26 protein-coding genes are annotated in these 25,431 nt (G+C 43.4%); 6 read left to right on the plus strand and 20 right to left on the minus strand.

Annotated elements, in window-relative coordinates:
* Positions 1–15 precede the first annotated feature (15 nt).
* The 8 genes from AC0L46_RS02580 to AC0L46_RS02615 all read right to left on the minus strand — a co-directional run bounded on the left by AC0L46_RS02580 (position 16) and on the right by AC0L46_RS02615 (position 8,535).
* Positions 16–309, minus strand: coding sequence for a hypothetical protein (locus tag AC0L46_RS02580; protein WP_473505524.1), 294 nt, complete (start codon positions 307–309; stop codon positions 16–18).
* A gap of 73 nt (positions 310–382) precedes the next feature.
* Positions 383–628, minus strand: a complete 246-nt coding sequence (locus tag AC0L46_RS02585) for a hypothetical protein (protein ID WP_473505526.1) — start codon at positions 626–628, stop codon at positions 383–385.
* Positions 629–653: 25 nt separating this feature from the next.
* The gene (etfB, locus tag AC0L46_RS02590; RefSeq protein WP_473505528.1) at positions 654–1,436 is read right to left on the minus strand and encodes an electron transfer flavoprotein subunit beta; all 783 of its coding nucleotides are present in this window, start codon (positions 1,434–1,436) and stop codon (positions 654–656) included.
* On the minus strand, positions 1,426–2,700 hold the full coding sequence (gene etfA / locus AC0L46_RS02595) for an electron transfer flavoprotein subunit alpha (RefSeq protein WP_473505530.1): 1,275 nt from the start codon (positions 2,698–2,700) through the stop codon (positions 1,426–1,428). The genes etfB and etfA overlap by 11 nt, the downstream gene beginning before the upstream one ends.
* On the minus strand, positions 2,697–4,655 hold the full coding sequence (locus AC0L46_RS02600; RefSeq protein ID WP_473505532.1) for a (Fe-S)-binding protein: 1,959 nt from the start codon (positions 4,653–4,655) through the stop codon (positions 2,697–2,699). Before AC0L46_RS02600 ends, etfA begins: the two co-directional genes overlap by 4 nt.
* A 166-nt stretch (positions 4,656–4,821) precedes the next feature.
* Positions 4,822–6,885, minus strand: coding sequence for a dimethylglycine demethylation protein DgcA (dgcA, locus tag AC0L46_RS02605; RefSeq protein ID WP_473505534.1), 2,064 nt, complete (start codon positions 6,883–6,885; stop codon positions 4,822–4,824).
* 124 nt (positions 6,886–7,009) lie between these two features.
* Positions 7,010–7,555, minus strand: coding sequence for a DUF5943 domain-containing protein (locus AC0L46_RS02610; RefSeq protein WP_317004364.1), 546 nt, complete (start codon positions 7,553–7,555; stop codon positions 7,010–7,012).
* A 2-nt stretch (positions 7,556–7,557) separates the two neighbouring features.
* Positions 7,558–8,535, minus strand: a complete 978-nt coding sequence (locus AC0L46_RS02615; RefSeq protein WP_473505536.1) for a dipeptidase — start codon at positions 8,533–8,535, stop codon at positions 7,558–7,560.
* 233 nt (positions 8,536–8,768) lie between these two features.
* On the opposite strand from AC0L46_RS02615, the gene AC0L46_RS02620 reads away from it, so the two are divergent.
* Positions 8,769–9,533, plus strand: coding sequence for an SDR family NAD(P)-dependent oxidoreductase (locus tag AC0L46_RS02620; RefSeq protein WP_414680805.1), 765 nt, complete (start codon positions 8,769–8,771; stop codon positions 9,531–9,533).
* 84 nt (positions 9,534–9,617) lie between these two features.
* Here AC0L46_RS02620 and AC0L46_RS02625 read toward each other — a convergent pair whose 3' ends face one another.
* A complete protein-coding gene (locus tag AC0L46_RS02625; RefSeq protein WP_414680806.1) occupies positions 9,618–10,313 on the minus strand; it encodes a VC0807 family protein in 696 nt (231 codons plus the stop codon).
* Between the two features lie 264 nt (positions 10,314–10,577).
* Here AC0L46_RS02625 and AC0L46_RS02630 point away from each other — a divergent pair, with 264 nt between their 5' ends.
* Positions 10,578–12,740 (plus strand): malate synthase G, encoded by a 2,163-nt coding sequence (locus AC0L46_RS02630; RefSeq protein ID WP_473505538.1) that lies wholly within the window; start codon positions 10,578–10,580, stop codon positions 12,738–12,740.
* A 56-nt stretch (positions 12,741–12,796) separates the two neighbouring features.
* A complete protein-coding gene (locus AC0L46_RS02635) occupies positions 12,797–13,219 on the plus strand; it encodes a GlcG/HbpS family heme-binding protein (protein WP_414680808.1) in 423 nt (140 codons plus the stop codon).
* 104 nt (positions 13,220–13,323) lie between these two features.
* Here AC0L46_RS02635 and AC0L46_RS02640 read toward each other — a convergent pair whose 3' ends face one another.
* Positions 13,324–13,602, minus strand: coding sequence for a hypothetical protein (locus AC0L46_RS02640; RefSeq protein WP_473505540.1), 279 nt, complete (start codon positions 13,600–13,602; stop codon positions 13,324–13,326).
* Positions 13,603–14,057: 455 nt separating this feature from the next.
* On the opposite strand from AC0L46_RS02640, the gene AC0L46_RS02645 reads away from it, so the two are divergent.
* The gene (locus AC0L46_RS02645) at positions 14,058–14,846 is read left to right on the plus strand and encodes a nucleoside-specific channel-forming Tsx family protein (RefSeq protein ID WP_414680810.1); all 789 of its coding nucleotides are present in this window, start codon (positions 14,058–14,060) and stop codon (positions 14,844–14,846) included.
* A 48-nt stretch (positions 14,847–14,894) separates the two neighbouring features.
* Here the strand turns inward: AC0L46_RS02645 and AC0L46_RS02650 are convergent, their stop codons facing one another.
* Complete coding sequence (locus AC0L46_RS02650) at positions 14,895–15,728, minus strand: AraC family transcriptional regulator (RefSeq protein WP_414680811.1); 834 nt, start codon at positions 15,726–15,728, stop codon at positions 14,895–14,897.
* A gap of 120 nt (positions 15,729–15,848) precedes the next feature.
* Between AC0L46_RS02650 and AC0L46_RS02655 the strand changes: the two genes are divergently transcribed.
* On the plus strand, positions 15,849–16,334 hold the full coding sequence (locus tag AC0L46_RS02655; protein WP_473505542.1) for a YHS domain-containing (seleno)protein: 486 nt from the start codon (positions 15,849–15,851) through the stop codon (positions 16,332–16,334).
* 145 nt (positions 16,335–16,479) lie between these two features.
* Here the strand turns inward: AC0L46_RS02655 and AC0L46_RS02660 are convergent, their stop codons facing one another.
* The 7 genes from AC0L46_RS02660 to AC0L46_RS02690 form a co-directional block, all read right to left on the minus strand.
* A complete protein-coding gene (locus AC0L46_RS02660; protein WP_473505544.1) occupies positions 16,480–17,205 on the minus strand; it encodes a type 1 glutamine amidotransferase in 726 nt (241 codons plus the stop codon).
* 175 nt (positions 17,206–17,380) lie between these two features.
* Positions 17,381–18,238, minus strand: a complete 858-nt coding sequence (locus AC0L46_RS02665) for a D-amino acid aminotransferase (protein WP_414680815.1) — start codon at positions 18,236–18,238, stop codon at positions 17,381–17,383.
* 58 nt (positions 18,239–18,296) lie between these two features.
* The gene (locus tag AC0L46_RS02670) at positions 18,297–19,136 is read right to left on the minus strand and encodes a DUF4392 domain-containing protein (protein WP_473505546.1); all 840 of its coding nucleotides are present in this window, start codon (positions 19,134–19,136) and stop codon (positions 18,297–18,299) included.
* Positions 19,137–19,170: 34 nt separating this feature from the next.
* Positions 19,171–20,166, minus strand: coding sequence for a 5-oxoprolinase subunit C family protein (locus AC0L46_RS02675; RefSeq protein WP_473505548.1), 996 nt, complete (start codon positions 20,164–20,166; stop codon positions 19,171–19,173).
* A complete protein-coding gene (gene pxpB / locus AC0L46_RS02680; RefSeq protein WP_473505550.1) occupies positions 20,163–20,861 on the minus strand; it encodes a 5-oxoprolinase subunit PxpB in 699 nt (232 codons plus the stop codon). Before pxpB ends, AC0L46_RS02675 begins: the two co-directional genes overlap by 4 nt.
* Before the next feature lie 3 nt (positions 20,862–20,864).
* A complete protein-coding gene (locus tag AC0L46_RS02685; protein WP_414680819.1) occupies positions 20,865–21,593 on the minus strand; it encodes a 5-oxoprolinase subunit PxpA in 729 nt (242 codons plus the stop codon).
* Positions 21,594–21,648: 55 nt separating this feature from the next.
* Positions 21,649–22,455: a putative hydro-lyase gene (locus AC0L46_RS02690; RefSeq protein WP_473505552.1), complete on the minus strand. Its 807-nt coding sequence runs from the start codon at positions 22,453–22,455 to the stop codon at positions 21,649–21,651.
* 481 nt (positions 22,456–22,936) lie between these two features.
* Here AC0L46_RS02690 and AC0L46_RS02695 point away from each other — a divergent pair, with 481 nt between their 5' ends.
* On the plus strand, positions 22,937–23,812 hold the full coding sequence (locus tag AC0L46_RS02695) for an MYG1 family protein (protein ID WP_473505554.1): 876 nt from the start codon (positions 22,937–22,939) through the stop codon (positions 23,810–23,812).
* 124 nt (positions 23,813–23,936) lie between these two features.
* Here AC0L46_RS02695 and AC0L46_RS02700 read toward each other — a convergent pair whose 3' ends face one another.
* A complete protein-coding gene (locus AC0L46_RS02700; RefSeq protein WP_473505556.1) occupies positions 23,937–24,803 on the minus strand; it encodes an SDR family oxidoreductase in 867 nt (288 codons plus the stop codon).
* Positions 24,804–25,001: 198 nt separating this feature from the next.
* The gene (locus tag AC0L46_RS02705; protein ID WP_473505558.1) at positions 25,002–25,430 is read right to left on the minus strand and encodes an N-acetyltransferase; all 429 of its coding nucleotides are present in this window, start codon (positions 25,428–25,430) and stop codon (positions 25,002–25,004) included.
* Position 25,431 lies beyond the last annotated feature (1 nt).

The raw sequence follows: 25,431 nt of genomic DNA on the forward strand, positions 1-25,431 counted from the left end.
CACTTAGATTAAAAATCAATCAAACTGAACAATATACAAACAATAAATAACGGTAAGAAATACTGGAAGGAGATGTAACCAATAAGAACGTTTTGCCATCTTTTTCCATGCAAAATACAACACAGTCAAAGCAACAATGATGCTAGATAATGGAATAACTATAAAAGACAGAGTAAAAATAAGATCTTGAAATTCGCTAATCTCATTGGTGTTTACAACGCCTGCTGCAGAGAAAATAACGAACATGGCCGTCATACCTGCAAAAGAGAGTTGCGCGAAAGTCATTAAGAAAAGTACAAAGTAACGCATAAAATCGGCCTATTCTTTTTATATTGAGCACTTACGTAAAGTAAATAACCAAGAAGACCATATTAAATGACAGCTACAGGGAAAATGCCACTTCAATAGATTTTATTACGCTAGCCACTTCAGGCAATACGCTGATATTGTCACCTTGCATATCTTTAAACAAAGCAAAAATAAAAGGTCGTTGTTCAGGATAATCTTGCAACCAAGAATGCAAACGAGCCTGTACGTCTGACATCTGCATAACCTCCTCAACGGGCACGCCAAGGCCTTTTAACTTTTCAATAAAATCCACTTCATCGATTAAATCTACAATCATCATAGAAGGCTTACTCCTAAATTTAGGCTTAACGAATGACCTTCTCTTCCAATAAAAGGTCAAAGATCGCCTGAGCTTTTTCGGCTGGCGTTCCTTCTTTCAGAACTTGTCCACCGCCACCTGCTGGTTTGGCTGTAGCGGCTTTAAAACGGTCTGCCGCCGTTTTCGCTTTCACCACCTTCATGCGTTTAGGGCGAGGTTTGGCCGATGAAACTTGCCAATTCAGCACCAATTCGTCCACAGTCGATTCGCTTGAAACCACCTCAATCTTTGCGCGTAAGCCTGAACCATAAGCGGTTTGACGAGGCGCAGACGCCGCATTATCAAGCGTTGCAATAAAAGGCAAAGCAACCTGTACCGCGCGGCGTTGACCACGAGGCAAAGCCAATAACACATCGGCCACGCCCTCTTTGATATCCACAATATCCGCAATACGAGAAACAATAGGCCAACCCAGCTTTTCCGCAAGCAAATAAGGCAGCATACCTGATGACTCACCAGACTCAGCACGCACACCCATTAACACAATACCAGCCTCGTTATTCTGCAAAAACTTAGCCAAACTGGGTAAGACATCCGCATTTTCTTCTTGCTCTAGCAATGTCAAAGTGGGCAGCCCCATTCCAGCGTACTGGCGCAAGACAGAATCATCCTGCTGAGCACTGCCAGCGTGCACAAGATTCAAATCGCGCCCCACCAAGGTTAATCCTAATTCGACTGCCCGGGCGTCTTGTTCAGCCCGACGAGCACGCCCTGATTGAGGATGTCGACCAATAGACAAAAGGGAAAACACTTTTACATCAGGCAACATGATTTTCCTCCTTTGGCAGAGCATCATCGAGCAAAACACCTTTTCGCTCATTCGCCAGTGCCATCAATGCTTGCAGCACTTCTTCGCTGTCACCGATCACAGCCAGGTCCGCTCGCTTCACCATGTCACAACCCGCATCGGTATTAATGGCAATCACCTTGTCGCATTGCCCGATGCCTTGCATGTGCTGTATCGCACCTGATATGCCAACAGCCAAATAGACTTGTGCCGTCACCCAAGTACCAGACGCGCCCACTTGTCGAGTCCGTGGCATAAAACCATCGTCCACCGCCACGCGGCTCGCGCCTTCTGTTGCGCCCAATGCTTTCGCACAGGCATGAAATTGCTCCCAATTATGAATGCCATTGCCTGCAGACAAGATGAATTCTGCTTCCGCCAAAGGCACCGCATTAGGATCGACATCAACCAAGCCGTCGTCTTCAATACGCGCATCCGTCATTTCAAAACAGTCCAAGGTTAATGGCAAGACTTCATGGCGCGTTTCATCAATGGCGTTTCCGCATTCTTCCAATAGCATTAAAATACGCGGTGTTTCCCGTTTGATATCTAGGCTTGCTGACGCGCCTCGACACACGGTTTGAGTAGTCGACACTTGCCATGCTTGCGTCGCCGCTCGCTCTCCAATACGCGCAGACAAGCGCGACGCCAAATCCGTTCCACCATTGATGGAATCAGGAAACAGCCAATGCTTCGGTTGGTACATTTGATGAATATGTTGCAACGCCGCTAAACGAGCTTCTGGTGAGAAAGCTTCGTATTCCGCGCTGGACAAATGAATCAAGCGATCCACACCAGCCAATTCAAATTGGGTTTCTTTGCTTTCCCCAAAACACACCGCCACCACGGCCATGTTATCGGCGTACTCTTTTATTAAGCTGTGAGCCAGACCTAAAATGTCTTTATCATGAGTAGTTAAACGCCCACCGACCATGTCTGGCACCACCACAATGTAACCCGTTGGATCGATCACTTGATGCAAAGGAAGCTCGACGTCTTGCGCGGTAGTCGAGCGTTTTTTCCCAGCCATTAAGCCAGAAGACGTATTCGCCCGATCAATTCGCTTAATGCCATTTGGCCCAATAAAACCGATAATATGAGGATTTTTACGCAGCAAACCCGAAGGGCCACGGACTTCTGCGCCATTGGCCGCCATGATGCTGTCATGCAAAGGGTGTAAACGATTTCGTGCGATCCATTCCGCTCTTGGGTCACGACGAAGAATCTGAGAGAAAGTGTCTGTCATGAATGCACCTCAATCAACTGGCTCGCTAATATTTCGGCGATGTCTTTCACCACAGGTCGAGGCTCCACAACGCCTTCCAGCATGGCCGTACATTGCTGACAACCCACGGCGACCATTTCCGCGCCTGTGCTGACCACATCTTCCATGCGCATATCCGCAATACGTTTTTCACCAGGAATATCGGTAATAGGCGCACCGCCGCCACCGCCACAACAACGAGAGCGATAACCTGAGCGTTCCATTTCTTCGATTTCAATGCCTAATGATGCCAGCAATTCCCGTGGCGCTTCGTATTCCCCATTGTATCGACCAAGGTAACAAGGGTCGTGATACGTCACTTTTCCACCTTTAAAACCTTCTACTTGCAAACGCCCAGCCTTAATCAACTGATTCAAAAAGGTCGTGTGATGAAGCACGTCAACGCCTTCCAAGGCATCGGAGCCAAAGTCTCCATACTCATTTTTCAGACAATGAAACGCATGAGGATCTGTGGTCACAAGCGTTTTAAATTCATACTGTCCTAACGTCACCAAGTTACGTTTTGCCAAGCTTTGAAAAGTGGCATCGTCACCCAAACGTCTCGCCACATCGCCACTGTCACGTTCCTCGTCTCCCAGAATCGCCACATCCACATTGGCGGCTTTTAATAGCGTCACAAAAGAACGTAAAATCCGCTGACTGCGCATATCAAACGCGCCATCAGACACCCAAAAAAGCACCTCGGCTTTTTTCACGTCTTTCATCAGATTCAAATTTTGGTCAGCCGCCCAATGTGTTCGACTGGCTGGCGAGTAACCATTTGGGTTGTCTGTGGCAATAATATTGTCGAGTATTTCCGCGCCTTTGTTTGGTGTTTCGCCTTTTTCTAAGGTCAAAAAACGACGCATATCGACAATGGCATCCACGTGTTCGATCATCATCGGACACTCTTCAACACAGGCGCGACAAGTGGTACAAGACCACAAAGTTTCAGGGTTGATTAAACCGTCGGTGATGATGTGATCTGCACCACCTTTGGCCTCGCCAACCGCTTTGCCTTCGACCGCTTTGTCTGGATAACGGCTGCCCGCGTAGTGTTCATCTGTTCCACCAGCAAAACCCACCACCATATCTTGAATCAGCTTTTTCGGGTTCAACGGCTGCCCTGCGGCAAACGCCGGACACATGGCTTCACATCGTCCGCATTGCACACAGGCATCAAAACCTAATAACTGATTCCATTTAAAATCGGAAGGCTTCGCCACGCCAAGCGCCTTACCAGACGCTAAAGCGTTATCTTCTAGATCCACTGGTTTCAGCCCGGTAGAACGGCCTCCGCCAAAGCGTTCTGGTCGACGGTGAAATGCCAAGTGCAGCGCGCCAGCAAAGGCGTGTTTCATCGGCCCGCCCCACGTCATACCAAACAACATTTCGCTTAGGCTCATCAACACCAAGGCGGACAGCACAAAAGTCAAAAACCATTGCCCCATAATGCCCAATGTAAAACTCGCTGGCAGCACACCCGCCGCTGGCAAGGTTAGAACAAAGAAGGTAACGGAAAAGATCAGTAGATTTTTCGGCAACCGCATCCACGGGCCTTTTGATAAACGAGAAGGTGGATTTCGTCGACGCTTAAAGACAAACACCACACCACAAAACATCATGCTCAAAGCCCCTAACAGCATCCAAGAAAGCACCTTGCTTTCAATACCAATTAGGTGAACTAAGATCACCAACGCCATGGCCAAAACAAAACCACCACCTGTGGCAACGTGAGTGCGCGACATGTATTTGTCGCGCTCAACCACATGATGCAAATCGTGCAGATAGCGCTTCGGCATCGCCAACAAACCCGCGACAATATCGACCTTTTCCGCCTGTCCCGCGCGCCACATATTCATACGACGTACAGCACCGATTCCCGCAAGCACCAGAAGCGTTAAAATGAGAGTCGGAAGTAACCAATCAAGAATCATTTTTCACCCTCAACATTGGGCATATTTAGCACAAAAAATATCATTAACGATGAGATGAGCGATTTAAAGACAAGGCAAAAATGAACGAGAAAGCAGAGTTTATAAGTATAAATGAGCATTTCGAGTTCATTTTTAACACAGTATTTACGAGCTCAACCATCGTTTCCTATAGGTCTTTGCAGAGGCGAAGGGCATCATACATAGCCGCATGAATATTGCGCTGCGAAACACAATCTCCCAAGCGCCACAGAATCATGCCTTCGCTATCACCACTCAATACGGGCTGAGGTTTAATATCGAACAAGGTTTCATTGTCGATTTGGCCTTTGTTCACTGAGCTTTCCTTCAGTGCGTAATACAGCTCATCATTGGCTTTTGTACCATTCTCGACAACGATCTGATCCACCACGCGTTCTTCTTGTTGGGCTGTGTATTCGTTCTCTAGCACAGCAACCAATTTATCTCCTTCGCGATAGACTTTTTCCAGTAACATGTCCGATGTCATGATGACTTCTTTCTCATAAAGCGAACGGTAATAGGTTGGGAAAGTCGTACCGCCAATGCCAACACCCGGTTTGATGTCGTCTGTCACCAATTCCACTAATGACCCTTTTGACGCCAAATAATCCGCTGCGGACATGCCAGAAAATTCACAGATGGTGTCGTAGATTAAAACGTTTTTACCCGGTTCTACTTTGCCACTCAAAATATCCCAAGTGGACACAACCAAACCTTCCGCGGCGCCCCATTCTGGATTTTGATCCAAGAAAGGACGACCGCCAGTAGTTAAAATACACACGTCTGGATTCAGTTCTTTGACAAGGTTTTCATCCGCTGCAGTATTCAAACGAATCTCAACACCTAAGCGCTCTACTTCCATGACTAACCAACGAGAAATTCCTGCAATTTGGTCCCGCTGTGGGGCTTTCGCCGCCAAGGTGATTTGGCCGCCAAGCTCTGGGGCTTTTTCAATCAGGGTAACTTTATGACCGCGCTCTGCGGCAACTCTCGCCGCTTCCAGACCGCCAGGCCCACCGCCAACAACCACCACGTTACGAATCACGCCAGTCGTTTTCTCGATGATATGAGGCAAGCCCATGTACTCACGAGACGTGGCGGTATTTTGAATACACAAAACGTCCAAACCTTGGTATTGGCGATCAATGCAATAGTTGGCGCCAACACACTGGCGAATCTGATCCACCTGATCCATTTTGATCTTGGCAATGAAATGCGGATCAGCAATATGCGCTCGAGTCATACCAACAAAATCCACATAACCCGCTTCAATGATGCGTTTCGCTTGGTTCGGATCTTTGATGTTTTGCGCGTGAATCACAGGCACATTCACCACTTCTTTGATGCCTGCCGCCAAATGCAAGAAAGGCTCTGGCGGATAGCTCATGTTTGGAATCACGTTCGCCAAGGTGTTGTGTGTGTCACAACCAGAACCCACCACACCAAAATAATCCACCATGCCTGTGGCATCGTAATATTGCGCGATTTGTTTCATATCGTCGTGGTTCAAGCCATCCGGGTGAAATTCATCTCCCGTAATACGCATTCCCACCACAAAATCTGGGCCGACTTCTTCTCGTACCGCTTTCAGCACTTCCATGCCGAATTTCATGCGACCTTCAAAGGTTCCGCCCCATTCATCCGTGCGTTTGTTCACTCGTGGCGACCAGAACTGGTCAATCATATGTTGGTGAACCGCAGACAATTCGACACCATCCAAACCGCCTTCTTTGGCACGACGAGCCGCTTGCACGAAATCGCCGATAATGCGCCAGATTTCTTCTACTTCGATCACCTTACAGGTCGCGCGATGCACAGGTTCACGAATACCAGAAGGCGACATTAAGTTCGGCCAGTTTTCACCGTCCCAACGAGAACGACGTCCCATGTGGGTGATTTGAATCATGATCTTGCCGCCGTGTTTATGTACGGCATCAGCAAGGTTTTGGAAGTGTGGAATAATGCGATCCGTGGACAAATTCACCGAGCTCCACCAGCTTTGCGGGCTATCAATCGACACCACGCTAGAGCCACCACAAATGGACAAGCCACAACCACCTTTGGCTTTTTCTTCGTAATATTTCACATAGCGATCTGTCGTCATGCCGCCATCGGTTGCATACACTTCAGCGTGAGCCGTACTGACTATTCGATTTCGGATGGTAAGTTTATTGATTTTAAGAGGCTCGAATAGAACATCATATTGGGACATAAAAAGGACTCCCGCTTAACTGGAAAATATAAAAATAAAGAAAACGCTGTGCCTTGCCCGCACAGCGTGTATTCACTAGCTACAATCTAAAAAGAAAAACGAATCACAATATAAAAAGGAAATCTTAAAGAGGAAGAACCTCAAAATACCCAACATCATGCCCTTCTTCCGCACCACTTTGCGTTTGTGTGGCTTTGGTTCTTAAAGACGAACCTTGGCTTTCTAAGATCTGATCCAACGCGCCAGCAAACCAGCCAGTAAACATATAATCCACCTTGCGATTCACTTTTTTACCGTGGATTTTTTCGTAGTGATAAACAAAAGCAGAGTTTTCTAAGCGAACTTTTGCTGTGCCTTTTTCAATGTCCAATTCTTCGGTGATAAAAAAGCCCCAACCGCGCTGAGATAAGCGTTTTAGATAATGATCCCAAATGTCTTTGCCATAAATTCCATGGCATTCTGATTCTTGCTCACACCAAAAATACGCTGATTTATAACCCGCTTTGTACAAGATTTCGGCATAACGCTCAGCGCCGATCTCATCTTCAATTCCCATGTGATTGTTCACAAAAAAATGACGAGGCACGTAAAGCATTGGCAAGGCATCGGTATTCCAAACACCGGTTTCATCATCGACTAGAATTGGCATTTCTGGCGCATGAAAACCCATCTTTATTCTCCCCAAACTTCTTTTAAAAGATTGACCCAATTCTCGCCCATAATCTTCTCCACCTGACGCTCACTAAAACCATGTTTCAACAAGGCTTCTGTCAAGTTAGGGAAATCCCCCACTGTGCGCATGCCCAGCGGATTAATGATCTCGCCAAAACGTGTTAAGCGGCGCGCATAGCCTTTGTCGTGAGTAAGGTATTCGAAGAAGTCTTGACCGTGACCTTGAGTAAAGTCGGTGCCAATGCCAATCGCGTCTTCACCCACAATGTTGTAAATGTATTGAATAGCCTCCACGTAATCGTCAATGGTGGCGTTGATGCCAGCTTTTAAGAAAGGCGCGAACATGGTGACACCAACAAAACCGCCTTTGTCAGCAATGAACTTAAGCTCTTCATCGGTACGGTTTCTCGGGTGTTCTTTCAGGCCAGCTGGTAAGCAGTGGGAATAAGCAACAGGTTGTTTGGAAGCTAGGATCACTTCTTTCGCGGTGTTTGGGCCAACGTGAGATAAATCACACAACATGCCAACGCGATTCATTTCTGCAACGATTTCATGACCAAATCCAGACAAGCCGCCGTCGCGCTCGTAGCAACCTGTGCCAACCAAATTTTGCGTGTTGTAGCACATTTGCACGATGCCAACGCCCAAATCTTTAAAGACTTGTACATGGCCAATTTGGTCTTCAAACGCATGGGCATTTTGAAAGCCCATCATCACACCCGTTTTGCCTTCGGCTTTCGCGCGATGAATGTCTTTTGTTGTGTAGACTTTTAACAATAGGTCACTGTTCGCTTCAATAAGCTGATTCATTTCAATGACATTTTTCACTGTGCCTTTGAAGTCTTCCCAAAACGACACAGTACAATTTGCCGCGGTTAACTTGCCTTTGGCCATGTCTTCGAATAAATCTCGATTCCATTTCGCACAAATTAAACCATCGATAATAATGGATTTGTCGTGAAGATCTGCTGCGTTCATTGCTCTTCCTTACCTAATAAATCGGCGCTTTAAGTAAATAACGATTGATGAACTCAGTGTAATTTTTCACGAAAGGAGGAAGCAGGCTGTAAACGACGAGACAATTACCAAAAGCGACTCGACTTGAAAACTGATGTCGTATTAATGCAAGATGGACATAGGCAGTGTTTTTAACTCTGTTTTCACATCACACTTTGTTAATCGAGTTCTCAATTTTATTGGTTTGGAAGAATATGAATAATAAATTAACCGGAAAAAATGTTCTCATCACCGCAGGTGCCCAAGGCATCGGCGAGGCCATCACAAAACACTTTATTGATAGTGGCTCAAATGTCGCTATTCATTATTTCTCAAGTGCAGACACCGCGAATCAGTTAATCGCATACGCGCACAGCAAAGGGCAAAAAGCCATTGCGATCAGTGGCGATTTAACCAATGAAGCCGATGCTAATGCCTTGGTCGAAAAAACTGTCGAAGCGCTTGGCAGTCTAGATATACTGATCAACAATGCTGGATCTTTAGTGGCTAGGAAGTCTCTTAATGATATGGAGGCTGATTTTTGGCATAAAGTGATGGACATAAATATGACGTCCATGATGTTTGTGACTCGCGCTGCGTCGCCTTATCTGGCTAAGCAAGAAAACAGCAGCATTGTGAATCTAGCATCACTTGCTGGCCGTAAAGGTGGTCATCCTGGCTCTCTCGCCTACTCAACAAGTAAAGGCGCCATTCTCACTTTCACTAGAGCACTCTCTGCTGAGTTAGGCCCTCAAGGCACTCGTGTTAACGCAGTTGCTCCGGGTCTAATTCTTGGTACGTCCTTCCACAATACACATACAACCAAAGAATCTGCGGATGAAACAATTAAAGGTATTCCGATCCAGCGAGCAGGCAATGCAGAGGATGTTGCCAGAGCTGTGGCGTATTTGGCCTCTGAATACGATGGTTTTATCACTGGTGCCACACTGGACATCAATGGCGGCGTTTTTAACATGTAAACTTTTTTGTTATTCGCCCTGAAAACAAGAAAGCCAAATCCTAGGATTTGGCTTTCTTGTTTTACTTTCTCGCTTCGAAGAAGATTATTTCTTAATCAGCAAGTCTTCTAGTTTCAATCCTGTTGCCTTATGAATACTGCGCCACAGGTAATAAAAAATCGCCATCATCATGATCATGGAAGGAATCGCGATCATTGGGTAACTGTATAACGTCATTTGCCCTAGCTCTTCGTTAAAAGCTTCTGTTCCTGCAGGGCTGGTTACAATCCACTTAGCCAGTACGTAATTCATCGTCGCCGAAAAAGCAAAAGAGCCTGCGATAAAGTAAGTCGCATTCATCAACTTCTTCTCGAACATTTCTGTGCTGTTATTTTCCTCTAACTTTTGCTTGATGGTTTCTGTATCCATAACAGACGCATTAAACAACAAGGCACGAATTAGAGGATAAGGCGTAAAAGTAGACACCAACACAGCAATACCAATGATGGCTGGAACCGCTGCTTCTTTTATCGCCAACCATTGATTATCCAACTCAAACAGACCAATACTGCCCGTCATCAAAACACTCACCAAACCCAGTAAAGCAATAAAGTTAAATTTCTTATACTTCACTAGCTCGAAAATTCCCCAACCAAGAGGAAACGCCAGCGCGGCAATCAAACCACCACTCACACCTAATGCATCTTCACCACTCAACTTCATCAAAATAAGGGATGGCAAAATAACACTGACAATAAGATCCACCATCGGACGTGGCTTATGTGTAGGAGAACTGCTCATAATTTTAAAATTCCAACTTAAGTTCAAACACGATTCAAAATACTATTGACGACTATCATAAAGGAAAAATCATCATGGCAGTACATAGACACTTTCAAAAAATGAGAAATGCCAAGGAAATTTGGTTAAATATTCTGACAAGCCACCTCAACACCACTAAGCGTTTTTTGTAAAAAATTAAATACAATTTTTTAGGCAACTGAAAACATAGTATTCATATAACTTGAGCTACAACGCTCTAGACAATAAAAACTTGGAGAAGGTATGAACAACCGAATCATGAAAGGTGGTCTGAAAATTGATTCAGATTTATACACCTTAGTAACTAACGAAATTTTGCCTGAAACCGGTGTCAGCGAAGAACAAGTTTGGCTTGGATTAGAATCAATTGTTAATAGTCTTGGCGGTCGTAATAAGGCTCTCCTAGAAAAGCGCCTAGAGCTTCAAAATCAGCTAGATAAATGGCACCTTCAAAATAAAGGACAAGAAATAGACATACCAGCTTACCAAACCTTCTTAAGTGATATTGGCTACCTTACTCCCATTGAAGAAGAAAGCTTCAGTATATGTCCAACGAATATCGATGATGAAATTGCCACCATCGCAGGGCCACAGTTAGTTGTACCAGTAAACAATGCACGCTTCGCTTTAAACGCAGCCAATGCCCGCTGGGGAAGCTTATACGATGCACTTTATGGTACGAATGTTGTGCCTTATGAAAACGGTGAAAAGCCAAAAGGATTCGACCCTGTTCGTGCGAAGAACGTAATCGATTGGGCCTCTGAATTTTTAGATGGCGCGGTACCGTTAAAAGAAGGCTCCCACACTCAAGCTTCTCATTACACTTTTGAAAACAACACCTTTAGTGTTGAACTGACTGATGGCACTACTACGTCACTCAAAGAGCCTGAAAAATTTATTGGTTTTTCTGAATCTGGGGCATTTTTAACTCTTCTACTTTGCAACAATGGTTTGCATATTGAACTCGTCATTGATACTGCTAGAGCAAAAGAAGATGCCGTTTTAAAAGACGTCATCATTGAATCTGCTATCAGCACTATCATTGATTGCGAAGATTCTGTCGCTGCTGTAGACGCTGAAGATAAAGTCCTCGTTTATCGTAATTGGTTAGGCTTGATGCAAGGCACCTTGGAAGAAAGCTTTGATAAAGCAGGTAAAACCATTACTCGTCGTTTGAATGCAGACAGAACTTACACTAACACCCAAGGCGACACCTTTACTCTACCTGGCCGAAGCTTGCTATTAGTACGAAATGTCGGACATTTAATGACCACTGATGCTGTACTTGACAAAGACGGTAACGAAGTTCCAGAAGGCTTTTTAGATGCGGTTATCACAACACTTTGTGCCCTTCATGATTTGAAAGGCAACAGCCGTGTTAAAAATAGTCAAAAAGGCAGTATCTATATTGTTAAACCTAAGATGCACGGTCCAGAAGAAGCAAAACTGACCAATGACTTATTTGAACAAGTTGAACAAGTATTCGGACTTACTCCATTCACATTGAAAGTAGGCCTTATGGATGAAGAACGTCGTACTTCAGTAAATCTCAAAGCTTGTATCAAAGCAGTCAAAGAGCGCCTATTCTTCATTAATACAGGTTTCTTAGATCGTACTGGTGACGAAATCCATACTTCAATGGAAGCTGGAGCAGTCCTACCAAAAGAGACCATCAAGGAACAACCTTGGATCGCTGCCTATGAAGATCGTAACGTAAATATTGGCATTGAATGTGGCCTACGTGGTTTTGCTCAAATTGGTAAAGGAATGTGGCCTAAACCAGACGAAATGCTTGAAATGATGGAAACCAAAATCACAGCACCACTTTCTGGCGCAAACTGCGCATGGGTTCCTTCTCCAACTGCCGCGACACTTCATGCCACGCATTATCATCAAGTAAACGTATTCGAGCAACAGTCATTAATAGCAGATCGTGAACAAACGACACTAAATCCCCTGTTAAACATCCCATTACTGAAAGATAAAAAACTGTCTGCAGAGCAAATCAAATTTGAACTAGACAACAACGCCCAGGGTATTCTTGGCTACGTTGTTCGTTGGGTTGAACAAGGTATCGGCTGTTCTAAAGTACCTAATATCAATGATGTGGGCTTAATGGAAGATAGAGCAACATTGCGCATTTCTAGTCAACACCTTGCAAACTGGATACACCACGGTGTTTGCACAGAAGCACAAGCATTAGAGTCTCTAGAAAGGATGGCAATTGTTGTTGACCAGCAAAACAGCGCAGATAAAGATTACAAGAAAATGGCACCCGACTTTGCTTCCAGTATTGCTTTCAAAGCTGCTTGCGACCTAGTCTTCAAAGGATGTAAACAACCTAATGGTTATACAGAGCCTTTATTACATGCACGACGTCGTGAAGTAAAAGAAAACAATCAGTAATTTACTATTCAAGTGGCATCGAAAAACCACTTACATTTTTAAGATAAGGAAAGCACATGTTAACCATTACACGTTTAGATCAAAGTGATGCGCAATTATTAATTCAAGGCGCTCGTGAAAAAGCCTTAGAAATCGGCATACCAATGTGTATTGCTATTACAGATGAATCTGGCTCCTTAATTGCTTTCGAACGCATGGACGGAGGTAAAATCACCAGCATTACTGTAGCGCAAGACAAAGCCTTCACAGCTGCCGCAGCTAGAAAAGCAACACACGAATACAACCAAGCTTGTGTGCCAGGGAACCTTGTTTTCGGTATTCATACCGAAGTGGGTGGACGATTGAGCATTGTAGGCGGCGGTTTACCTATCACTGTAAATGGTGAAGTTGTTGGCGGGATTGGTTTAAGCTCAGGCACTCCTCAACAAGATATGGAGTGTGCGGCTGCCGGCATTGAGTACTTCTTGAGTAAAATTTAGCCCAGATAAAATCAAAAAAATAGCTAGAAACACGAAAGCCAGTATCTTTTACTGGCTTTTTTCTACATCTATCTTTCTCTTAAAAATCATCTATAGCTCCCAACTTACTCAATGAGAAAGTAACGGATGATTCCATAAATGTACAAAACAGAAAAAATAATATTGATGTACTTGAGCTGGCGCTCCGTGTGCAGCCAAGCGCAATAAATCCAGATCAAACAAAAAGGTAAACTGATAAACATGGTGTAAGGATACCAATCTTGCACTGTTGCAATTGTGCTCATCACTCCTAATACCAAGGCAAACCATTTTAGGTTTTGCTCCTGCTTAGCAAGCACTTTCCCAATATCCTGTGTTAGATAGGATTTCAATCTTACATACATTCCTTTTCTCCCTCTTAGCCAAGCATTTTTCTATAAATTTAATCTATCAGAACTAACCAAAATATAGATAAAAATTATGAATCGAATAGCATTACACTCTAAGTTATCTAGTAAGTAATCACCACTATTCAGAAACAAAAGACCGCATTATGAATGCCGTGGTTGAAATTCGCCCCATCAAAAGTCACTTTTTTAAGCGCACCAATAACTCGCACTAAAATATCAAACTTTGGTATAAATTCTTATTTTTGACCAAAAGGTTATGTTTTAAAAGAGTTTTCCAAAAGCGCCAAATAAACGCACAAAATCATCGAAATACCCCTTTTTTGTGCATAAAAACTTAATTTTAGAAATTTTAAAAATTCGATTGATACACCAAAAAAAGTATGTAATAACAAAAAAGCTGACCAAACGGTCATACATAATTAATTACAAATACCAAAGGGGACATATCAGTGAAAAAGGCTATTTTAGGTCTATCAAGCATGCTGCTAGCCGGCAGCGCATTAGCGGCGGATTATTCGGATGATATCCACAAAAACGATTACTCATGGAGTCAGTTTAATTTGATGTACGCTGTTGATGAGCTACCTGGCGAATCAACACACGATTACCTAGAAATGGAATTTGGTGGACGCTCAGGTATTGTTGATTTATATGGATTTGTTGATATTTTTAACGTCACTTCCAGTGAAGACAGTGACAAAGCAGACAGCGATAAAATCTTCCTGAAGCTCTCTCCACGCTTCTCCCTAGATGCCATCACTGGCAATGATTTATCTTTCGGTGCCGTTCAAGAAGTTTACTTAGCAACTCTATTTACTCTTGATGGTGGACAGAATGGTGTAAACAACTCATATCTAGGTTTGGGTGCAGATGTGAACGTACCTTGGCTAGGTAAAGTCGGTATGAATGTTTATGCACTTTACGATCAAAGTTTTGGTTCTCGTGATGGCTTAAATGGTTACCAATTTTCTATGAACTGGTTTAAACCATTCAAGTTCTTTGAAAATGGTTCATTCCTATCTTACCAAGGTTACCTTGATTACCAGTTCGGCATGGACAGCGATTACGTCAGTGCAACGTCCGGTGGCGCGACTTACCAAGGCCTTTACTGGCATTCAGATCAATACTCTGTTGGTTATGGTTTAAAACTGTACCAAGACATTTACGGTATCGAAGATTCTGAAGGATTCAAATCTTCTGGCGTATCTCATTACTTTGCAGTGACATACAAGTTCTAAGCACGAAGCAAAGCATAATAAAAAAGAGCCAAGTGGCTCTTTTTTATTTCAAAGCTCACCATGAAACTGCTTTACCCATTCCTTTGGCGACAAGCCTGTTTTCTTACGAAATACCCTAGCTAATACTGAACCATGCTCATAGCCAACTTGATTCGCCACAAAGCCCACGGACTTTTCTTTCACCAATAATTGTTGCGCTAATGAAATACGTAAATCCGTTAAGAAGTCATTCGGTGTTTGCCCAACGGTATCGCGGAAGACTTGAGCAAATTTAGAACGAGACATGGCCGCATCTTGCGCCATCATATCCAAAGTCCAAGCCTCTTCTGGCATTTCTTGTAGTTTCACTAAAACTGGCGCCAAAGCAGGATGGCTCAATCCAGCCAACATGCCTTCAATCACCACACCATCTTGAGATAAGGTACGCAGCATTTGAATTAACAAAATATCGCACAGTTTTCCCAACATGCTTTTTTGCCCTAAACCACCAGATGATACTTCAGAAAAAATCCATTCAACCGTATTCGCCATAGGCGTGTTCTCAAGCGTCAAACACACTAACTTTGGCAAACTAGACACCAATTGCTGTTGCTCTAATGCCGAAAAGTGAATCGCCGCACACACGAGTTCCGCTTGGTCTGTTTCAGAAGAGATAATGCGATGCGTGGTGGAGAAAGGTAAAAGAATAACGGCAGGACGATCAAACACCACTTTACGGCCTTCTGCATCGATCACAGTCAATGTCCCAGATCGAAGATAATGTATGTGTCCACCATTGTGCTCTTGGTCATGACCTAGGCTTTTATCGCCACAAAAGCCACCGCTAAAAATCACTTCAGACTGAAGAGAAAAACGCTCTAATATATTGTCAAATTTGCTCACACATTCACACTTTCATCAGGTTGGACGATTGGTTTCAACTTTTGGACATTTGGATGCCTTATCCCTCAAGAGAAACCCTAAACTGGCTTCATTCTTTCAACATGACATAAGGTTCAAACAATGAAACTGACTAATCTAATCAAAACTCTATTAGCAAGCGCAACCATCTTAGTGAGCGCTTCCTCATTTGCTGCGGATATCGACATGAATGCAGACAAGCACAACGTGTCTATTAAAGGCTACGATACGGTCGCTTACTTCACCGAAGGCAAAGCAGTACGCGGTAACGCCAATTTCACAGCGACCTATAAAAACACCACATTCCATTTTTCATCTGCTGAAAATAGAGACCTATTTAATTCAGATAAAGACAAGTACGCGCCACAATACGGCGGCTTCTGTGCAATGGGTGTTGCGATGAATCAAAAGTTCGATGTTGACCCACAAGCGTGGAAGATCGTAGACGATAAGTTGTATTTAAACTACAACAAAGATGTTCAGAAAGCATGGTTAAAAGACGTACCAGGCAACTTGAAAACAGCTGAGCAAAACTGGCCAGAACTAAAAGGCCTAACACCTGAAGAAGCACAAGCAAAAAACGGCTAATTCTTCTTCATAAAATGCAAGAACGATAAAACCTACAAAGCCAGTATTCAACATACTGGCTTTTTTGGCGCCATATCAAAATAGAGTCGGAGAATAAAAGGCTCTCGGTGAATTTATAAGCGCTCTCTATCACTCTTCAAAGCGATCATGACGATATCCAAAAGTCTTTAATAAATTGCCTAAAATCGGCTGTATCATCTTCTGCCAATAAGCTCTCACGCCCAGCCTTGGCAACATCAGCACCCACGGTTTCTTCAAGCATATGACATAAGCCAAGAATGTATTGAGATGACATTTCTGGATGGCCTTGCGTCGTTAAAATTTGATTCTTATATTGAGTCACAAAATACGGCGTAAAATCGCTTTTCGCGCAAACCTCAAAACCTTCCGGTAACACATCCACCTGATCTTGATGAAAGACTAACAAGTTTAACGCCTGCCCTTTCTGCCAACCTATTTTATTGGCTGGCGGATGACACCATTCATTTTGATAATGCCCAATGCCCCAGCCTTTTTCTGATTTAGAGACAGAACCGCCTAATGCACAAGCAATGGCTTGATGGCCAAAACACACACCTAGCAGCTTTTTATTCGCCGCCACTATGTCACGAATACAGGCAAACAACGGCGCGATCCAAGGTAAATCTTCATACACTCCCGCTTTACTACCAGACACAATAAACCCATCGAACTGTTCCACTTTCGGGAAGCTTTGTTCAATATCTCCACGCTCATTGGTGCTTAAATAAATCGGAAAAACAGTCATTTCGTCCGTTTCATTAATCACATCAAGGAACATATTTCGATAACCTCCAAACTCACTTAGCAGCTCAGAGTTGGATTCATCACACAGTAGCAATGCTATTTTCATTCTTTTCCTTTGATTCTTCGAAGACAAGAGAATTGCATTTTGGTTTTTAATAAGAAAAAAGGCCACACATAAAAAAATTGGCTAACGAATGTCAGCCAATTTCATATTCTATGAGCATTAAAAAATACTTATTTTGAAATCCATCGATTCCAAAAAGCATTCTTTTCCAGCCTGATTAGTACTCAAACTTATGGGCTGTGTACAGTTTGAAAGCGGCTTCCCATACTTTGCCAACAGTGCCATTGCCAACTGTTTTGCCATCAATGCTTGTTACAGGCGCGATTTCTTTACTTGAGCTAGTTACCCAAACTTCGTCCGCATTAAAGACTTCTTCCATTGTGATATCACGTACTTCAAACGGAATAGAGCCGTCTTTTTCCAAAATATCAAGAATCAGCTTACGCGTAATACCTGGTAAGATTTGGTTATCCAAAACAGGCGTAATTACCACACCGTCTTTCACGATAAAAGCGTTAGAAGAGCTAGCTTCCGTCAACACATTGTCTTCGTTATAAAGTAGGATCTCATCGTTTCCACCTTCATAACCTTGTTGAAAATGCATAACGTTACCTAGCAATGCCGTTGATTTAATGTGGCAACGCTTCCAACGCATGTCTTGAGTCGTACCAACAGAAAAACCTTTTGCTGTGCTAGCGTCAGCTTCAACAGGTGGTTTGATTGCATTGGTCATAGCAAAGATCGTTGGCTCAACGTTTTCTGGGTAAGCATGGTAACGTTTTACGTCAGCACCACGGCTCACTTGCAAGTAAACACCAAGGTTGCCATTGCCGTTTTTGCTTAGCAACGTTTGGATAATTTCTTTCCATTCTTCTAACGTTTTTGTGCTCTTGATGCCAATCGCTGCTAGGCCATCAAACATACGCTGCATGTGAGGCTCTAAACCAACGGTCTTACCATCGTAAGATGGAATCACTTCATAAATGCCATCGCCAAAAAGAAAACCACGATCAAGTGGTGAAATTTTCGCGTCTTCAATTGGCATGAAAGTGCCATTTAAATAAACAGTGCTCATTGTTGTCTCCGTATCAATAATCAAGGCACTTACTTATCGTTGTGTAAGTGCCATAAAGTTAAAAGCCCGACAAGCGGCGCAATTCTAAAATTAAAGCGTCTCCGACTTCGACGTCTTGACCATCTTCTGTAAGCTGGTTTAAGCGAGTCACGCCATCCACACTGCCTAAACTGGATAAATAACGCAGAATCTCCAACGGATTGATGTCTGATAATAAATCCGTATTGGCTAATCGACCTATCATAGCGATCAAACCATAAGCGCCCCAGTTGGACACATCCGCCACCAATAATTCATCGCATTTCGTCGTCGCAGCCACTATGTCTAAAGATTTCAGCGCTTCTGTAATATTGCCCATGCCGATTTCATTACCACCATCGCCAATCGCAATGGTTGGGCAAGTCGCCTGATTCATAAAGCTATCGAAGCAGGCAGAACGAGCACTGATATTTTCACCACGCATGTTGTAATAATGGCCGTCTTCCGCCTGACCTGGACGCTCAATGGAAAACACCACTTTCGGTTGCAACTCATCCAATACCGCTTGCGCTTCTTGGTCTTGCTTGTCGTGTTTGCCAAGCTGAATATCAATCACTCGATAATCATTTTTAAGCGCTTGAGACAAAGGCGCACCACACACAATGTAAGGTGTTGAGCCAATTTTCTCTAATGTTTTATAAAGCGCAATTGCTCCTAATGGGCCGTCTGTTTCGAACGTATCTGTGACAGGAAAACCGGTACCAATAAGCACAACGCCCTTTGCATCAAACAAGGTTTGCGCAGCTCGTAAACAGTAACCTTCTTGCAAAGCAGGTCGCACATCGGCCATGCCGCGCAAATTGCGAGCCACTAGGGCTTCTTCAATATTGGTACTGATTGTCTCAAGTGAGTTCGACATTTCTATTTCCTATCATGGATAAGTGAGCTCTGGATTAATCCAGACTCAATAACTGTATTTGTGATTCTTTGTATTCCGCCAACAAGTTAATAGCGTGAGCATCTTCAATGCTTACCGCTTCAAAAAACACCTTATTACCTTGTGTCATTTGCGCCAATCGAGCTGTATCTCGCGCCATTACAGAACCTAACTTTGGGTAGCCGCCAATGGTTTGCCGGTCATTCAACAAGATGATTGGCTGCCCGTCTGGCGGTAGCTGAATCGCTCCGTGACAAATCCCTTCAGACAACATATTACTGATTGTTGAGCGACATTCTGGGCCAGTTAAGCGATATCCCATACGGTCCATACGCTCACTAACCGTGTATTCGCTGCTAAAAAAGTGCGCTTTATCAACACGGCTAAAACTGTCTGCTTGATAACCCAGCACCACTCTTAATGGCTGAATCTTGTACGCTTTTTCACTTGAGCTATTCTGCGGATACACAGGTCGGCTGTTCTCTGGCATCATCAGCATTGGCTTGGCTTCCAAAGGTGCTAACTCAATGCTTGTCCCTTTGCTTAATGCTTCACCGCTTAACCCGCCCATTTTTTCTCGTACTACAGTGGCGCTACTGCCAAACTGTGGCGCTACTTGTAAACCACCTTGTACGGCAATATAAATACGGCATCCGGCGCTAGCAAAGCCCAGTTTTAATACGTCACCCGCATTCACTGACAAGGTTTGCCATTGTTCAACCGCTTGGTTATTCAGTTTTACATCAACCTCAGCACCCGTCACAGCAATTTGTGTTGCTTGAGTAAACTCAGCCACAAAACCACCGATACTGACTTCAATCGCACTGGCATTATCATCATTACTACACAGTCGATTTGCCCAACGAAAAGCAAATGGATCCATTGGGCCACCAACGGTTAAACCAATGCGATGTTGACCAAGGCGACCAGCGTCTTGCACTAAAGCCAAAACTCCCGGATTGTTAACAATCAAGCCGGACTTTGTCTGAGAAGAAAGGTTGTTTGTACTCACAAAACACCTCCCATAGAAATAAACTCAGCTTTGGAAATAGCTTCAAACTTCACTTTATTACCCGTTGCCAATGGCATACTCGGTGTTTTTAATGGTTCAAACATAGGCACAGGGCATAAACCAATAAGGTTCCAACCACCAGGAGAAACCGATGGATAAACCGCTGTTTGTCTGTCTGCAATCGCCACCGCACCTTTCGGTACCGCTTTACGAGGCGTTGATTTACGAGGCGCTGCAATGCGCTCATCCACTTGCCCTAAAAAAGCAAAACCTGGAGCAAAACCAATCGCATACACTTGATAAAGCCCAGCTTGATGAATAGCAATCACCTCATCGGTTGTTAATTGCGCATTTCTCGCCAATTCTTCAAGGTCTGGCGCGGCTTCTACACCATAATAAACAGGCAAAGTAATAATCGGAGCATTGCCCTCTTCTGCAGTATTATCTGCCTGTTGTGCCGCTTCTATTTGAGAAATAATTGTCTGCAAATATTGTTTCAGCGAGTAATAGTTGTAACGGTTGTGATCATAAATAATCAACAACGAAGCATAAGATGGAACAAGATCAATAATACCATCGCCAACCAAAGCTTCTAATGCTTGTGTCATCGCGTAAATTTGCGCACTGGACGCATCGCTGACTTCGTCAGAAAAATACAGAATTAATGCATTTTCACCGGCTACTTCTATCTTCATTTTTTATCCTGTTACCATTGCTTTGATTGCTTCAATTGCACGAACACCAGCTTCGTTATCACCGTGAACACACAAAGTATCAACCTCTAGAGCCAGTTCTGTACCACTGACCGTTGTCACTGTGCCTTTTTCTACCAATTGCTTCACTTGTGCCAGCATTTTCTCTTTCGTATGCACTGCACCTTCTTTTGACCGAGCAAGCAAACGACCATCGTCGTCGTAGCAGCGATCAGCAAAGGCTTCAAATGCCAAGGTAATTCCCAATGCTTGCGCTTCTTTTTTATGCTCTTCCGAAGCCGGCGTTGCTTGCAAAACAAGGCGAACAGGACGATAGTAATTTGCCACCGCCTGCATGATATTCTTGCGAACAAAAGCATCAGCCATCATGTCGTTATACAAAGCGCCATGGGGCTTCACATACGTCATTTCTAAACCCTGACAACGAGCCATACCGTCTAACGCTGCCATTTGATATTGCACAAGACTTTGAATTTCTTCCGCTGAACATTTCATACTACGGCGACCAAATCCAACCAGATCTGGATACGCAGGATGCGCGCCGACTTCCACGCCATGTTGAGCCGCTAAGGCCAGCGTTTTTGTCATCCACAGAGGATCGCCCGCGTGAAAACCGCAGGCAATATTCGCCTGATCAATATGAGGCATTGCTTCGCTGTCTAAGCCCATTTTCCAAGAGCCGAAACTTTCCCCAAGATCACAATTTAGTTTCATTACTACACATCTCAAATTTATTACAAAATCATTAGCTCAATCAGGCTATGACGACTTAAAGCACAGCCAACTGACTATTGCGCAAATCCGTCACCAACATACAACCAGGGCTGTGAGTAATGCACAAAGGTGGCTTAGCTTGCTCTAGCGCGACCTGAGGCGTAACACCACAAGCCCAAAACACTGGCACTTCACCTTCTTTAATGGTTACCGCATCGCCAAAATCTGGCTGGTCAATATTACTAATACCGATGTCAGCAGGATTACCAAAATGCAAAGGCGCGCCATGAACAGAAGGGAAACGTGTGCAAATTTGAATGGCACGAATCGCATCTTTTGGCTTCATTGGACGCATGCTTACAACGGTTGTGCCTGAGAATGGTCCAGCTGAACGACACTCAATATTGGTGCGATACATAGGTACGTTCACGTTTTCTGTGATATTACGAATTTCCAATCCGTCCGCCACCAAAGCTTCCTCAAAAGAGAAAGAGCAACCTAATACAAATGTCACTAAATCATCTTGCCAAACGTCACTAATGTCTGTGACTTCATCCACCACTTCACCATGACGAAAGACTTTATAACTTGGCACGTCAGTACGAATATCAACGTCCTGACCAACCGAAGGCAATAGAAAATCACCCGGATTGTCAGACATTCCAACAATTGGGCATGGCTTAGGATTCATTTGGCAGAACTTTAAAAAGTCGTCAGCCCAGCTTTTTGGCAGGATCACAATGTTGCCTTGAACAAAGCCAGAAGACACACCAGATGTGTTTGTTTTCCATTCGCCAGAACGAATCAATGCTCTGACTTCTGCTGGCGTCATTGCTTGCGCTGCTTTTTCATGAACAGACATAAATACCTCTTACAAATGCGATTTTTCCGAATTAAACCATCAAAGCCCTAAATCTGCTACAAATAGAATACAGGAGAGCCAAAAAAACTTAAAAACAAAAACATTACAAAATAATCACCTTAAAAACTAAAATTTTTCAGTCATAAAAACTAAAATATGAAAACAGAGCCATAACATAAAATAAGATGTTCAAAAGGTGATTTTCTGTCGTTCTGCGCTTTCACTGCAATACTTCTGCCAAGCCCTATTAATAAAGCAAACAAAAGCTTAATAAGAAGAGAGACGAACAATAAAAGCACAACAGGAATAAACGACATTCTTTAATTTATATAATGTGCCCTAATACTGAACAAAGCTACCCTATCTATCTTGAAAGTTATTGAAATGAACTGTGTTACCCGCTGATAAAACCCCGTAAAATCCCTGTTATTGGTACATGTGTGCTGTTAAGTGAAATGACAACAAGATAAGAGACTGTAGAATGACAGAACAAGTTAAAGTAATCGTAACGCACAATGGAAACTTTCACGCAGACGACGTATTTGCTGTCGCCGCCCTTAAACACATTTTGCCTTCCATAAAATTAATCCGCACACGTGACTTAAACGTCATCGCCAAAGCAGACATAGTGTTAGACGTAGGCGGAATATACGATCCAGAAACAGACCGTTTCGATCATCACCAAAAAGGTGGCGCAGGCGCACGAGAAAACGGCATTCCCTTTTCATCCTTTGGATTAATCTGGCAAAAATACGGAGTGGAAATCTGCTCGGGCAGCAAAGAAATCGCCGATTCATTAGATAAAAATCTGGTATCTGTTATCGATGCGATCGACTGCGGACACGTAGAAGGCGTTCAAACTGGTATCAGCCTAAGCCAAACCATTTCCATGTTTAACCCAACATGGCAGGAAGAAAGCAGCTTTGATGAGTGTTTTAACGAAGCCGTTGACTACGCATCACGTCTATTAACGAGATTCATTGCCGCGGCCAGCGGAGGCATAAACGCAAAAGAAATCGTCGCCAACGCCATAGAAAAAGCCGCAGATCCACGAGTGATTGTGTTAGAGCAATACACGCCATGGAAAACCACTGTGCTTAGACTGTCGCAAAACGCCTTGTTTGTGGTTTACCCATCCGAAACAGGACAATGGCGCATTCAAACTGTACCGGTTGAACTGGGCTCATTTGAAGACCGTAAAAAACTACCTGCTCCTTGGGCTGGATTGTCAGACAAGGAACTGCAAGACGTCACAGGTTTAGACGACGCCATGTTCTGTCACAACGGCTTATTTATCGCAGGCTGCGCCTCATTTGAAAACACCATGAAAATGGCACAAATGGCGCTGGAGTATTAGAAGCATTTAAGACAAAAAAGACCGATTTTCTCATCTAACGATTGAGACACATCTCATAAAATCGGTCTTTTTAATTTGCTAGAATTGGAAGCGTGATTGTCCAATCATAGAAATAAACAAGCATTTACCCTAGACCTGTACACGCCGCAGATACTTTCCAAAACTTCTTTTGTAAATCGACTTTTTTCGCGCGTTTATGCGGGTTAATCTGTTTTTTCTTATAAAAATATTTCCCTGACACACCCTCAACTTCAGGAGATGTACAAAGATAAATAGACGTGCTCGCACCCTGTTCTGGCTTTTTTAAGTTTTTAACTATCTTCCGCCTAATCATCCCAATAATCCCTTTCGAATCAGGCCATATATTGCTCGCTACTCCTCCCGGGTGTAACGCATTTACGGTCACTTTATAATCGCTTAAACGCTCAGCTAACTCTTGAGTGAAATAAATATTCGCTAACTTTGAATCCGCATAAGTGATAAGCCCACGATAAGGTCGTCGCTCTTTAATCGTGTTCCCAGAAAATTTAATCTTTCCCTTCATATGAGCTTTAGAAGAAACATTAACAACTCGTGCTCCAGGAGTCTTTATCAGTGCATCTAATAAGAGGTTTGTTAACAAGAAAGGCCCTAAATGATTAACCCCCATTGTCAATTCGAAACCATCTACAGACTTTTGCTTATCAAGGCAAACCACTCCCGCATTATTGAGTAAAACATCAAGACGATTGTGTTTTTGATTAAACTGACTCACAAAGTGTCGAATAGACTCAAAGCTCGATAAATCTAAAGGGATAAAAGACAGCTGAGCATTGGGAACCGATGCTTTAATTTCTTCCATGACATCAAATACTGACTTTTCATTACCGTAGGCGGTTTCCCTGCATGCCATGACAACATGAGCGCCCATTTCACACAACTCAAGTGCTGATTGTTTTCCAATACCAGAATTTGAACCAGTAACAATGACCGTTTTATTCAACATCAGCATATTAAACTTCTTCCTTAGGCATCTACTGAATCCCCTATTAGAGATTCAACACCTCATGTTCTCCGCACAAAAACGAAGAACCATTAATAATAAGTAACCTCACGATTATCAATGACCCTATTGATTTCCAACAATATTCTCAAGATATTTTTATTCTAACAGGGCATCAGGTTTTAACTTTAAGAAAATCAGACTGCTTTAAATATTCGTCCAGTTCATTTCAAACTGTTCTTTCCCTGTATGTTCACAGGTACATTTCCCGACATCAACGAAGCCATGATAAAGATAAAACTGATGTGTTTTTTCATTCTCGGCATAAACCGTTAAAGTGAGTTCCCTGTACTTGTCTTTTACATGGTTTAATAACTGAGTGCCGATACCAGCTGATTGTGATTTTGGGTCCACAAAAATAGCGGGGATGCTCCCTTCATAATAAGACACAAAACCCAGAATATTTCCTGCGTCTTCATAAACCCAGGATTCACAATTCGGTAAATACATATCACGCATGTTCTTCTTCTGAGAGCGCCAATAGTCGTCAGAAATGAAGTTGTGAGCTTTAATTGATGCCGAAAACCAGATAGATACGGCACGATCTAGATCTTCCGAGCGTAATCGTCGAATCATA

Source organism: Marinomonas sp. 15G6-16 (genome assembly GCF_055809555.1).